Consider the following 13,723-nt stretch of genomic DNA (forward strand, 5'->3'; position numbering starts at 1 on the left):
ATTATTCCTCAAGTCTTACATCAAGTCCAAGTCCTTGTAATTCGTGAAGTAATACATTGAATGATTCCGGAATACCTGGTTCAGGCATCGATTCACCTTTTGCAATTGCTTCATAAGTTTTTGCTCTACCAATCACGTCATCCGACTTCACAGTCAGAATCTCTCTCAGGATATTTGATGCTCCAAATGCTTCAAGAGCCCAAACCTCCATCTCTCCGAATCTCTGACCTCCGAATTGAGCTTTACCTCCTAACGGCTGCTGAGTAATCAATGAGTAAGGACCAATAGAACGTGCGTGCATCTTATCATCAACCATGTGTCCTAGTTTCAGCATATAAATAATACCTACTGTAGCCGGCTGAGTAAATCTTTCTCCTGTACCACCATCATAAAGGTGAGTGTTACCGAATTTCGGAAGACCAGCTTTTTCTGTATATTCAGTGATCTGATCAAGGCTTGCCCCATCGAAAATTGGTGTAGCGAACTTCAGACCCAGTTTCTGACCAGCCCATCCAAGAACTGTTTCATAAATCTGTCCGATGTTCATACGGGAAGGTACCCCAAGTGGATTCAATACGATATCTACCGGTGTTCCGTCTTCAAGGAATGGCATATCTTCTTCACGAACGATTCTTGAAACGATACCTTTGTTACCGTGACGTCCTGCCATTTTATCCCCTACATTCAACTTACGTTTTTTAGCGATATACACTTTTGCCAATTTCATGATTCCTGCAGGAAGCTCATCTCCGATAGAAATAGCGAACTTCTCACGGTTTTTAACTCCCTGGATATCATTGAACTTGATTTTATAGTTGTGAATTAACTGTTTTACCAATTCATTCTTATCGTTATCTACAGTCCAGTCTGCACCGCTTACGTTTACGTAATCTTCAACTGAAGTCAATAATTTATGAGTGAACTTCACACCTTTACCGATGATTTCTTCATCAAGGTCATTGGTAACTCCCTGAGAAGTTTTACCGCCTACCAGTGTGTTTAATTTTTCAATTAAAGTGTTTCTCAACTCATCAAACTTAGCCTTGTAAGTGTTTTCAATTTCTTCAAGCTTAAGTTTTTCTTCAGTTCTTTTCTTTTTATCTTTAATATTTCTGGAGAACAATTTTTTATTGATCACAACACCTCTTAATGAAGAATCTGCTTTCAATGAAGCATCTTTCACATCACCGGCTTTGTCACCAAAGATGGCTCTAAGAAGTTTCTCTTCCGGAGTTGGGTCAGATTCACCTTTTGGCGTAATCTTACCGATCATAATATCACCAGGCTTCACTTCAGCTCCGATTCTGATCATACCGTTCTCGTCAAGATCTTTAGTTGCTTCTTCAGAAACGTTAGGAATATCTGCTGTCAGTTCTTCCATACCTAATTTGGTATCACGAACTTCAAGTGAATACTCATCAACGTGGATTGAAGTAAACCAGTCTTCACGTACCACTTTTTCGTTGATTACGATGGCATCCTCAAAGTTATATCCTTTCCAAGGCATGAAGGCTACCACTAAGTTTCTACCAAGAGCTAATTCTCCGTTTTCAGTAGCATAACCGTCGCAAAGTACCTGTCCTTTATGCACTGTTTCACCTACTCTTACGTTTGGTCTCAGTGTAATTGTTGTACTCTGGTTGGTTTTTCTGAATTTAGTAAGGTGGTAAGTTTTAGTAGCAGATTCAAACTGTACTAAATCTTCGTCAGCGCTTCTTTCATATTTGATGGTGATCTTATCAGCATCTACATATTCTACAAGACCTGTACCTTCAGCATTGATCAAGATTCTAGAATCTTTGGCAACCTGCTGTTCCAGACCTGTACCCACGATTGGAGCTTGTGGCTTCAATAGAGGAACTGCCTGACGCATCATGTTGGATCCCATCAATGCACGGTTCGCATCATCATGCTCCAGGAACGGAATCAATGAAGCTGAAATACCAGAGATCTGGTTTGGAGCTACGTCGATAAGGTTAACCTGAGACGGCTCAACTACCGGATAGTCACCATCTAGTCTTGCAATAATCCTGTCTGTTAAGAAATCACCGTTATCAGTCAATTCTACGTTCGCCTGAGCAATTACTTTATCTTCTTCGTCTTCTGCATTCAGATAAATAGGATCTGCAGTAAGGTCTACTTTACTATTCTCTACTTTTCTGTATGGAGTTTCGATGAAACCTAAGGTATTGATTTTAGCATAGATTCCTAGAGATGAAATCAAACCGATGTTTGGTCCTTCCGGAGTTTCAATCGGGCAAATTCTTCCGTAGTGGGTATGGTGAACGTCACGAACCTCGAAACCTGCTCTTTCTCTTGATAAACCACCAGGCCCTAGTGCAGAAAGTCTACGCTTGTGCGTGATCTCTGAAAGCGGGTTGGTCTGGTCCATGAACTGAGAAAGCTGGTTGGTACCAAAGAACGAGTTAATTACTGATGTTAATGTTTTTGCATTTACAAGATCAAGTGGAGTAAAGATTTCGTTATCTCTAACGTTCATTCTTTCTTTGATCGTTCTTGCAATTCTTGAAAGACCTACACCGAACTGTCCTGCCAATTGCTCACCAACAGTTTTAATTCTTCTGTTTGATAAGTGGTCAATATCATCAACCTCAGCTTTAGAGTTAACAAGCTCGATCAAGTGTCTTACAATAGCAATGATATCTTCTTTTGTAAGAACTTCAGTTGTAGTTGGAATATTAAGACCTAACTTTTTGTTTAGCCTGTAACGTCCAACTTCACCAAGAGAATATCTTTGCTCAGAGAAGAATAATTTTTCAATGATTCCTCTTGCAGTTTCCTCATCTGGCGGATCTGCATTTCTTAACTGACGATAGATGTACTCTACCGCTTCTTTTTCAGAGTTGGTAGGGTCTTTCTGTAATGTATTCTGGATGATAGAGAATTCATTGCTGTTTTCTTTGTGAATCAGGATAGATTTCACACCAGCATCAAGAATAAGATCTAAATGTTCTTTTTCAAGAATAGTTTCTCTGTCCAGGATGATTTCGTTTCTTTCAATAGAAACTACTTCACCTGTATCTTCGTCTACGAAATCCTCGAACCAAGTGTTCAATACTCTCGCAGCCAATGTTCTTCCTTCTACTTTCTTAAGGGCCGCTTTAGAAACTTTCACTTCTTCAGCAAGGTCGAAGATCTGAAGGATATCCTTATCAGATTCGTAACCGATCGCTCTTAACAGGGTAGTTAATGGTAACTTTTTCTTACGGTCGATATACGCGTACATAACGCTGTTGATATCGGTCGTAAATTCCATCCAAGATCCTTTGAAAGGGATAATTCTTGAATAGTACAGTTTAGTTCCGTTTGCGTGGTAAGTCTGTCCGAAGAATACACCAGGTGAACGGTGAAGCTGCGTAACAATAACTCTTTCAGCACCATTGATGATGAAAGATCCACTAGGCGTCATATAAGGAACCGGGCCTAAATACACATCCTGAACCACAGTCTGGAAATCCTCGTGCTCAGGGTCTGTACAATACAATTTAAGTCTTGCTTTAAGAGGAACTGAATACGTCAATCCTCTTTCCACACACTCGTTAATTGAATAACGTGGAGAATCTACCAGATAATCAAGGAATTCCAATACGAACTGATTTCTAGAATCGGTGATCGGGAAGTTTTCCTGGAAGGTTCTGTATAAACCTTCGTCTGTTCTGTCTTCTGGAAGGGTATCAAGCTGGAAAAAATCTCTGAAAGACTCTAACTGGATATCCAGGAAGTCAGGAGTGATAATTTTTCCTTTAGCTGATGAGAAGTTAATTCTCTGATTCCCCCTTGTAGTTGCTGTTGTTTTACTCATAAAACTTTTAAGAAAGGGTTAAAAAATATTTTGATTCATTAAAAAATATCAGGAAAGAAAAAGAAAAAGAGAGAAAAGATAAAAGACTTCATAATGTTTGGCGCTATTAGAAATTGTCTTTATTCTTTGTTCTTTATTCTTACAATCTAATCCTAACTGCAACGCTGGTATATCTTTTCACAGCGTAATGCAAAATATTTTTATTTACTTTTGAGGCAGAACTAGCCGCAGTATCTATATACGAGAAATCCCTTTCATTATTTTCCATGAAAGAGTTGATTTTCAATATTTTATAGATTTACAAACAATTATTCGCGCCAAAAGAGGGACAAAGGTACGAAATTACATTCATATAGACAAATAAAACCTCTTCATTTTGAGAGCATTAAAAGTTTTCAAATAAAAAAGGCCGTCCCGAAGGACAGCCTTTCATTTTATAAAATGTGAAAATTATTTTACAATGATCTTATAAGATTTCATTGTTGATTTAGTTTCTATTTTTACAATATAAACACCTGCCGGTAGTGAAGCTGTATTAATTTCAGCATTACCAGAGAATTTATCTGATTTGATTAATTGCCCTTGAGCAGAGAATAATGTATAAGTTCCTGCTTCTCCAGATTTAACGTTTAAGTTTTCACCTGATTTAACTGGGTTAGGATACACACTAATATCACTTGCAGTTGAAGTAACATCTGAATCAGCTATCCCTTTACCTGACTTCGCCAAAGCACTCTTTAACTGAGCAGCGTAAGGAGATAATGGAGAATCAGGTGCTCCTCTCTTTACAAGATCTGTATCCACAACAGCCTGGATACCATCTTTATCCACATCATTGATTCTGGAAATAAATCCTGAACCAAGGTCATCCAGGTTACCTTTACCAATAGCATATAAATCGAAGCTTGCACCGTTTGAGGTAAGATCTACAAAATCAAGATCAGCATCTCCATCAGTATTTTTAGTAGCATATTTCAATACACCTGAATCCGGAGAAGTTTCCAAAATATCAGCAATACCATTAGCACCTACAGCCACACCTAAATCTATAACACCATTATGATCTGCATCAATCTGATCAATTACTGATGTTGGAACACCTGATTCAAATAAATCAAGAATACCATCATTATCAGAATCTAAATCCAAATAGTCAGCAATACCATCACCTAAAGTAGGAATAACAAAAAGATCTCCTTCTACGTCATCATTCTCAAATAAGCCATCATGATTCAAATCTTCAACAGCATCCAGAATTCCATCATTATCAGAATCAAGGTCACATGCATCCACAATTCCGTCACCATCTGTATCAATAGTAGGAGATTTGTCATTGACCGCTGTACATCCTTCTGCACAATCCGGAATACCGTTACCGTTATTATCAATACTGTCATTACCGTTAGGACACTGATCGAAGCAGTTTGGCACTCCATCATTATCATCGTCTCTGCTTGCAAATGCATTATAGATATAGTAGTTCTGAGGAATACGCACCCCTGTACCACTATAGAACGTCACTTTAATACGGTTGAAAGGTTTAGTCGCCTTACCTCCTACATAAAATTTATTGGAATCTGTAGTGAAGAAATTTCCACTAATTAAGCTTCCTGTACTTGTGAAAATGTCTGTCTGAGTATTATTATTGTAAAGGGTTACCGTAATATTTTCAAGAACACTCACCCCGATCAGATTCGCAGCTTTTTCCAATGTAAATCCAGCATACGTATTAGCAGGAAGTAAGCTATTGGTACTTACAGTTGCATATGCTGAGAAAATACTTAACAATGAAGCAGCGGGAATAGTTGCTGTAGCATAATTAGATGTATTGGTATCTACAATAGCCGCTGGGTTTACCATTTTTGCTAAAATAAGACCAAAAAGTCCAGGACCGGAAGTCCAGTTAGTTCCTGATACAAGATTTCCCTGAATTGCAGAACCACTTGTCTGGATTTTATCATTACATTCACAAGATGCAGGCTCCTCAAATGCATAATATACTTTTAAAGATCCCAGATTAACACCTAAAGTCTGCGTAACTTTCAAACGCACTTCGTTAAAAGGCTTAGTTGTTGTCACCGAAACTTTTTGTTTTCCGGTACCAAAGCCCAGAACTTTAATGTTAATTAAACCGCCACCATCAGATAATGTCCTAGAGTCCTGCAGCTGGCCATATAAATAAGTTTCCACTGTAATATTCTTTAAGAACTCTGCACTTAAAAGTTTTCCTTCATCGTCAGGAGAGATCACAAAACCTGCTTTGTTTCCTGCCGGATAAACCTGATTTTTATCCAATACTCCTACTGAGTAAGATCCAAGAAGTCCAGCCGGCAATACAATTGATCCGTAAGAATTCTTATCTCCGTCCCCTATTCTTTCTCTGTTTTGAACAAAAGAAAGCGGAGCAATGAAGCTGCTGCTTCCTGATACGTTTCCATCTACACCACTTCCCGCAATAATATCATCACAAATTCCATTGTTATCAACAGGAACTTTAGTAGGATCAAATGCAAAGGCATAATATACATTCAGTGCACTGAATATAGACAGTACATTGGTTTGGTATAGTCTTACTTCGTCAAATTCTCTTGTCGTTTTCATATGCAGGAAAATTCTGTTTTTGCTTCCTCCGAACGCAGGAACAGACAATAAGGTACTGCTTGTAGTAGATTCCTGAAGCACTCCATTTTTGTAGGTACTGATTCTTAATGAACTTAACAGGTCTACTGTGATAAAACTTGTCCCCAAATCCACATTAAAACCTGTAATGTATCCTGCAGGATAAGTAGTATTTGTATTTTTCACAGATATACCGTTTCCACTTACTAAAGAAGCAAAGTTCCCCATACTTACACTATTATCCAGATTCGCATCTATTACAGGATTCATACTCCCGTTATAACACGCCAAGCAAATACCTGAATTATTTACAGGTTTAGCTTCTACCCCCATCCCTCGGATAGGCTCATAACCTTTTTGAGCAGATACTGCCGCTGACATCATAAATATCATCAGCATGACTGCAAATTTCTCGAATAATTTTTTTGCCATTTTTTTTGTTTTTGTTTTTATTAAGTTTTGTGTTTATTTTAAATTAGAATGCCTTCCAAATTGTGCCATTGCAGCCCTCATGAGCATGTATAGTAATATTATATCGAATTGCTCCTTCTTCGGCCGAAGTACAAGATGTACCCGCAGCAGCAGCAATTCCTTTCATCTGAATAGCCGCTCCGGTTGAAGATGCCGCTGTAGGAGCCATATTTATTCCTACAACCGTGTTAGTAGCTGTTGATTGCCCAAAAAAAGCATGCTGATTATTAGCATATATAGTCTGGTTAGCTGTTGTTGCCTGCGCTCCAATACCTATCGCCATAGCCGCACCTCCTGAAGCAGTCACTGTGTTACTATTTCCAAAAGCGTAATTACTACTCGTTACATTATTTGATGATCCCAAAACAAAGCCCGCGAAAGTATTATTATTCCCCAAGGCAATACCAGAAGTACTACCCGCAACAGCCGCATTGAGATTACCCATTGCGAATTGATTGGATCCATTCAGATTATTATTATTACCAATTGCTTTTGCTCCGTTAGTAGTTGTATTACCCGAACCTATAGCAACACCTGGAAAATTAGGTCCCTGTGCAGAAACCGTATTATCTTTGCCCAGGACAACACTAGAAGATAATGTTGTATCTGATATTGTATTGTTTGATCCCCATACAAGAGAAGCATATGGACCGGCAGCTGTAGTATTTCCACCACGTAAAGTACCATCCGTATATAAAATTCCTTTTATTGCACCAGCTGTAGCAATTACCAAATTCTGAGAATCTTTTGTCCCTAAAAAATTTCCGGAAGAAATTGTACTTCCCACCACACCGGCGGCGGCGGTTGTCCCTGAGTTCCCAGTAGTATGCCAGTCTGAAGGCGTAGTAAATATCCATACTGTTCCATCATAATAATAATATCCCGGAGTTGTTACATTAATCGTTGAACCAGCAGGAGTAGCGTTAATAGATGTAACATATACCAAAGCCCCCGTCTGAGCTGCAGCGTACGTTTTAGCAGCCAATTGGCTCAATGAAAGCCTTGGCGCAATAATTCCATCAGGCTTATTGATATTTGTTGGAAACCCGACTACATCCAATGTAGCCTGGGGAAGACCAGTATTAATTCCAACTTGTGCGTTTATAAGATATCCTGTAAAGGATAAAATAGCAAGTGTTAATAATTTGTTTTTCATTAAATTGATATTTGTTGTTTTTTTATGTTTTATGTTTTTTTTATACTATTGAACTCAAATACTGTATAGCTTAACATGTATTAATTCCAACCTGTGCGTTTGTGGGGTGGCACCCATAAAGGATAAAACTATTACTACTAATATTTGTTTTCGTTAAAGCAATTGGAAGATGTACGATTAAGATAATTTATCCGGAAACTTAATGACAAAGTCAAAACCTGCCTCAATTTTAGGATCTTCAACAGAATGTATAGTGCATTTATACTGTTGTACAATTCCTGCGTCTCTGCATATGAAGCTCAGATGCCTGATACCAGCATACCGCTTACTCATTTCTATAGAAGCCTTACTAAGAACGGGAATCTTATCTTTTTGTGAATATTTTGTAAACTCACCAGTTTTATAAAGAGAGCATGATACAGTAGAATTCTGTACTGCTAAAGATGTGGTGCTGAGATTTTCTATCTGCCATGCAAACAACATATTGATACAATATGCTATAGCACAGCTATAGAAGATAAAGTAATTTATTTTCAATGATGTATGTGTTTTTTTCGGTACAAATATAGTAAATTTTCAATTAAAACAACTTTTTAATATTAAATTTTAACAAAAAACAAACATTTAAGCAAATAATAAACATTTAATTATGTTAATTTTTACGACATACACAACAATAATCAATTATCAAAACATACATATCAATAATACCTGATTATTTTAACAAAATACATTGATTTTTAGAATGTTATAAAAACAAAAAAAGCCCGGACATTGCTGTCCGGGCTTCTTATTTTATAGTAAATTGAATTATTTCAATTCTACTTCAGCACCAGCTTCTTCTAATTGCTTCTTAAGAGCTTCAGCTTCGTCTTTAGAGATTCCTTGCTTGATAGCAGCAGGAGCTCCGTCTACGATATCTTTAGCTTCTTTAAGACCAGCACCAGTTAAATCTTTTACCAATTTAACGATAGCCAATTTAGAAGCACCTGCAGACTTAAGAATTACATCGAATTCTGTTTTTTCTTCAGCAGCTTCACCTGCACCACCTGCAGCAACTACTACAGCAGCAGCAGCTGGCTCAATTCCGTACTCATCCTTAAGGATAGTAGCTAATTCGTTTACGTCTTTTACTGTTAGGTTTACTAGCGTTTCAGCTAAATTTTTTAAATCTGACATTGTTGTAATGTTTTTGTTGATTATTTATTTAATTTTTTGAGTGTAATTATTCAGCAGCTGGCGTTTCGTCAGTGCTTTCTGCAGCAGGAGCTTCTGGAGCCTCAGCAGCAGGAGTTTCTTCTACAGCAGGTGCAGCTTCTTCAGCGGCAGTTTCTACTGTTTCAGATTTGTTTTGAAGAGCAGAAACAACTCTTTGAATTGGAGACTGAAGCAATCCGATGATTTCACCGATCATTTCTTCTCTAGACTTAATGCTTACTAAGGCATCAAGATTGTTGTCACCAACATAGAAAGTTTCCTGTACAAAAGCAGACTTTAATGCCGGCTTCTCTTCTTTTTTTCTGAAGTCTTTAATTAATTTTGCTGGAGCGTTAGCTGTATCAGCAACCATTAATGCAGAGTTACCTTTGAATGTTTGGAACATTTCAGAGAAATCTACTCCGTCAATCTGCTCCATTGCTTTTTGTAAAAGTGTATTTTTTACTACTTTCACTTTAATATTCTGCTTGAAAGCCTGTCTTCTGAAATCAGAAGATTTAGCAGCGTTCAAACCGTCTAAATCTGCTACATAAACTACTTTCGCATCCTGAAGCAAATCTTTGATCTCTTGTATTGCTACAACTTTTTGGTCTTTTGTCATTGTCTTAAGGATTATTATTAGTTAACAGATTTACTATCAATTGCAATACCCGGGCTCATAGTAGAAGACAAATAAATGCTCTTCACATAAGTACCTTTAGCAGCAGTTGGTTTCATTTTGATCAATGTAGAAATTAATTCCTGAGCATTTTCTTTAATTTTAACAGCATCGAAAGATACTTTACCAATACCAGCATGGATGATACCATACTTGTCTACTTTGAAATCAATTTTACCTGCTTTTACTTCAGTTACTGCTTTACCAATTTCCATAGTTACAGTTCCTGATTTAGGGTTAGGCATAAGACCTCTTGGACCTAATACTCTACCTAATGGACCTAATTTACCCATAACAGCTGGCATAGTAACGATAACGTCAACATCTGTCCAACCTTCTTTTATTTTTTGTAAATATTCGTCAAGACCTACATAATCAGCTCCAGCTTCTTTTGCTTCAGCTTCTTTATCTGGTGTAACCAATGCCAAAACTTTAACATCTTTACCAGTACCGTGAGGAAGAGATACAACACCTCTTACCATTTGGTTTGCTTTTCTTGGATCTACACCCAATCTTACAGCGATATCTACAGAAGCATCAAACTTTGTAGTGTTTACTTCTTTTACAAGAGCAGAACCTTCTTCAAGGTTATAGATTCTTCCTTTTTCTACTTTGCTTAAAGCTTCCTTTTGCTTTTTAGTCAATTTTGCCATTTCTATTAGTTTTAAGCGTTAAAAGTTGGTTTAGTTCCTGTTACTCTTAATCCCATAGATCTAGCAGTACCTGCAACCATAGAAACTGCAGAATCCATTGTAAAGCAGTTAAGGTCAGTCATTTTATCCTCAGCGATTTTCTTTACCTGATCCCAAGATACAGAACCTACTTTGTTTCTGTTTGGTTCTCCGGAACCTCCTTTGATCTTAGCCGCATCCATTAACTGAATTGCTGCAGGTGGAGTTTTAATAACGAATTCAAAAGATTTGTCTTCGTATACTGTAATTACTACAGGTAAAACTTGCCCTGGCTTATCTTGGGTTCTCCCGTTAAATTGCTTACAAAACTCCATGATGTTCACACCTGCAGAACCCAATGCTGGACCTACTGGTGGAGAAGGGTTAGCCGCGCCACCTTTCACCTGAAGCTTTACCATTTTAAAGACTTTCTTAGCCATTTTTAATTTTTTTAGTTTGAATAATTAATGAGTTTGGAAGCATTTATTATTCAGCAGATTACCGACTCACATACAGTAAATCTACTTTTCGGACTGCAAAATTATGAAATATTTTTGAATTAGCAAATGGAAAGTGCTGATTTTTAGAAAAGAATATGAATATTTTTTTATTTACATTTATAAAAGACAAAGCTCCATGGGACTGAAATTTTTTAGTCTTGGGTATATTTTTAGTGTTTTATTGTCTTATTAAAATCTAAAATGAATTTATTACAATATGGAAACCAAGCAATACAAACTTACTTCCAATATTAAGCATATCCAATCAAATTCTTTTAAAGCCTCTGTGTTTCACCAATCTTTTCATAACTGCCCTTTTAACAAAAATAAAAGAACAAAAAAAACATAATCATAAAAAAAGACTGCCAAAACAGCAGTCTTTATATATTTTAAAAGTATAAATTATACCTTTTCTACTTGCATATAGCTAAGCTCCATTGGAGTTTTTCTACCGAAGATCAGTACAGAAACTTCAATTTTCTTCTTGTCTTCAAGAATTTTCTCAACAGTTCCGTTGAATCCATTGAAAGGTCCGTCAATTACTTTAACGTTTTCACCTACAATAAACGGAATCTCAACATCGGTTGCAAATTCTGAAAGCTCATCCATTCTTCCCAGCATTCTGTTGACCTCAGATTTTCTCATCGGAACAGGATCACCTCCTTTTGTTAAGCTTAAGAAAGATATTACTCCCGGAATGTTTTTAATTGCGTGAGGAATTTCTCCCATCAGATCAGCTTCGATCATTAAGTATCCAGGATAGTAAGGTTTCTCTTTAGGAACTTTTTTTCCGTTTCTGATCTGAATAACCTTTTCCATAGGAATAACCACTTGAGTAACGTACTGCTCAAACCCTAAACGTTTGATTTCTGTCTCAATATAGTTTTTCACTTTATTTTCCTGTCCGCTGATTGCTTTCAGCACATACCATTTCAATTCGCTCATTATGGGAAAATACTTTTTTAGTTGAACACGTTAATTAGCATTCCAATTATGTTGCTGATTGCTTTTGAAAACAATTCATCAACTCCAAAGGTAAACAATGCCAAAATCACTGTAGCAATAGTTACCACAATAGTAGAAGACTGAAGATCAGCCCACTTTGGCCATTCAACTTTATGTCTGAATTCGTTATAAGAACCTTTTAAAAAATCGACAAATGAACTCATAATTAATATTTGCACGGGCACAAGGATTCGAACCCTGATCAACGGTTTTGGAGACCGGTATCCTACCATTGGACGATGCCCGTAGATAAAAAGCTTCCGAGAGTTTCCTTCCGGAAGCTTTATTTATTTTAAGATGATTAGTCTAAGATTTCAGTTACCTGACCTGAACCAACTGTTCTACCTCCTTCTCTGATCGCAAATCTAAGACCTACGTTAAGAGCGATTGGCTGTAACAATTCTACAGTGATCTCTAAGTTATCACCAGGCATTACCATTTCTACACCTTCTGGTAAGAAGATCTCACCTGTAACGTCAGTAGTTCTTACGTAGAACTGAGGACGGTACTTGTTGTGGAATGGAGTATGACGTCCACCTTCTTCTTTAGAAAGGATATAAACTGATGCTTTGAATTTTTTGTGTGGCTTAACAGAATCTTTCTTAGCGATTACCATACCTCTTTTGATGTCAGTTTTTTCAATACCTCTCAACAATAGACCTACGTTATCACCAGCTTCACCTCTGTCAAGGATTTTTCTGAACATCTCAACTCCTGTAATAGTAGAAGTTAATTTTTCTTCACCCATACCGATGATATCAACAGGATCACCTGTATTGATAATACCAGCTTCGATTCTACCAGTTGCAACAGTACCTCTACCTGTAATAGAGAATACGTCTTCGATTGGCATCAAGAATGGCTTATCAGTATCTCTTGGTGGCTGCTCGATCCAGTTATCAACAGCATCCATTAATTCTTCAACGCTCTTGAACCACTTGTCTTCAGTATCAGGAGTAGCTGCTGTAGCTGCTGTAAGAGCACCTAATGCAGAACCTTGAATTACTGGAGAGTTATCTCCGTCAAAATCGTAAGTAGATAATAAGTCTCTAAGCTCCATTTCAACAAGCTCTAACAACTCAGCATCATCCACCATGTCAACTTTGTTCATGAAAACAACAATTCTAGGTACATTTACCTGACGGCAAAGTAGGATATGTTCTCTAGTCTGAGGCATTGGACCGTCAGTTGCAGCACATACTACGATAGCTCCGTCCATTTGAGCAGCACCAGTTACCATGTTCTTTACGTAATCCGCGTGACCTGGACAGTCAACGTGAGCATAGTGTCTTTTTTCAGTTTCGTATTCGATGTGAGCAGTATTGATAGTAATACCTCTTTCTTTTTCTTCTGGAGCAGAGTCAATTGCAGAGAAGTCTTTTTTCTCAGCAAGACCTTTGCTAGCTAGTACAGCAGAAATTGCAGCTGTAAGAGTAGTTTTACCATGGTCAACGTGACCAATAGTACCAATGTTCAAGTGTGGTTTGTTACGATTAAACGTTTCCTTTGCCATGATTTAAAATTATTTATTTTATTATTTTTCAATTTTTCGGTGTGCAAATATAATGATTTTTTAAATACTAAAATCTTTTTTATTTAAAA

Annotated in this window: 11 protein-coding genes and 1 tRNA gene; all 12 read right to left on the minus strand. The window is 37.3% G+C overall.

Annotation, left to right across the window (positions count from 1 at the left end):
* Window position 1: 1 nt before the first annotated feature.
* The 12 genes from rpoB to tuf all read right to left on the minus strand — a co-directional run bounded on the left by rpoB (window position 2) and on the right by tuf (window position 13,634).
* Entirely contained in the window at window positions 2-3,823 is a 3,822-nt protein-coding gene (gene rpoB, locus LC418_RS19145; RefSeq protein ID WP_111955361.1) for a DNA-directed RNA polymerase subunit beta, read from the minus strand.
* A gap of 450 nt (window positions 3,824-4,273) precedes the next feature.
* Window positions 4,274-6,874 (minus strand): T9SS type A sorting domain-containing protein, encoded by a 2,601-nt coding sequence (locus LC418_RS19150; RefSeq protein ID WP_146897138.1) that lies wholly within the window; start codon window positions 6,872-6,874, stop codon window positions 4,274-4,276.
* Window positions 6,875-6,917: 43 nt separating this feature from the next.
* Window positions 6,918-8,069 (minus strand): hypothetical protein, encoded by a 1,152-nt coding sequence (locus LC418_RS19155; RefSeq protein ID WP_223560315.1) that lies wholly within the window; start codon window positions 8,067-8,069, stop codon window positions 6,918-6,920.
* Window positions 8,070-8,246: 177 nt separating this feature from the next.
* A complete protein-coding gene (locus tag LC418_RS19160) occupies window positions 8,247-8,606 on the minus strand; it encodes a hypothetical protein (RefSeq protein WP_223560316.1) in 360 nt (119 codons plus the stop codon).
* 273 nt (window positions 8,607-8,879) lie between these two features.
* Window positions 8,880-9,248: a 50S ribosomal protein L7/L12 gene (rplL, locus tag LC418_RS19165; RefSeq protein ID WP_034723387.1), complete on the minus strand. Its 369-nt coding sequence runs from the start codon at window positions 9,246-9,248 to the stop codon at window positions 8,880-8,882.
* A 46-nt stretch (window positions 9,249-9,294) separates the two neighbouring features.
* Window positions 9,295-9,888, minus strand: coding sequence for a 50S ribosomal protein L10 (gene rplJ, locus LC418_RS19170; protein WP_111955368.1), 594 nt, complete (start codon window positions 9,886-9,888; stop codon window positions 9,295-9,297).
* 17 nt (window positions 9,889-9,905) lie between these two features.
* Window positions 9,906-10,598 (minus strand): 50S ribosomal protein L1, encoded by a 693-nt coding sequence (rplA, locus tag LC418_RS19175; RefSeq protein ID WP_111955369.1) that lies wholly within the window; start codon window positions 10,596-10,598, stop codon window positions 9,906-9,908.
* Between the two features lie 11 nt (window positions 10,599-10,609).
* Window positions 10,610-11,056, minus strand: coding sequence for a 50S ribosomal protein L11 (gene rplK, locus LC418_RS19180; RefSeq protein ID WP_034702033.1), 447 nt, complete (start codon window positions 11,054-11,056; stop codon window positions 10,610-10,612).
* Window positions 11,057-11,518: 462 nt separating this feature from the next.
* Entirely contained in the window at window positions 11,519-12,061 is a 543-nt protein-coding gene (gene nusG, locus LC418_RS19185; protein WP_111955370.1) for a transcription termination/antitermination protein NusG, read from the minus strand.
* 17 nt (window positions 12,062-12,078) lie between these two features.
* Window positions 12,079-12,285 carry a preprotein translocase subunit SecE gene (gene secE, locus LC418_RS19190; RefSeq protein ID WP_034702507.1) on the minus strand — a complete coding sequence of 69 codons (207 nt, stop codon included), beginning with the start codon at window positions 12,283-12,285 and terminating at the stop codon, window positions 12,079-12,081.
* 12 nt (window positions 12,286-12,297) lie between these two features.
* A tRNA-Trp gene (locus LC418_RS19195) sits at window positions 12,298-12,368 on the minus strand.
* A gap of 54 nt (window positions 12,369-12,422) precedes the next feature.
* The gene (tuf, locus tag LC418_RS19200; RefSeq protein ID WP_034749673.1) at window positions 12,423-13,634 is read right to left on the minus strand and encodes an elongation factor Tu; all 1,212 of its coding nucleotides are present in this window, start codon (window positions 13,632-13,634) and stop codon (window positions 12,423-12,425) included.
* Between the last annotated feature and the right edge of the window lie 89 nt (window positions 13,635-13,723).

Source organism: Chryseobacterium lathyri, from assembly GCF_019970085.1.
GTDB lineage: Bacteria > Bacteroidota > Bacteroidia > Flavobacteriales > Weeksellaceae > Chryseobacterium > Chryseobacterium lathyri.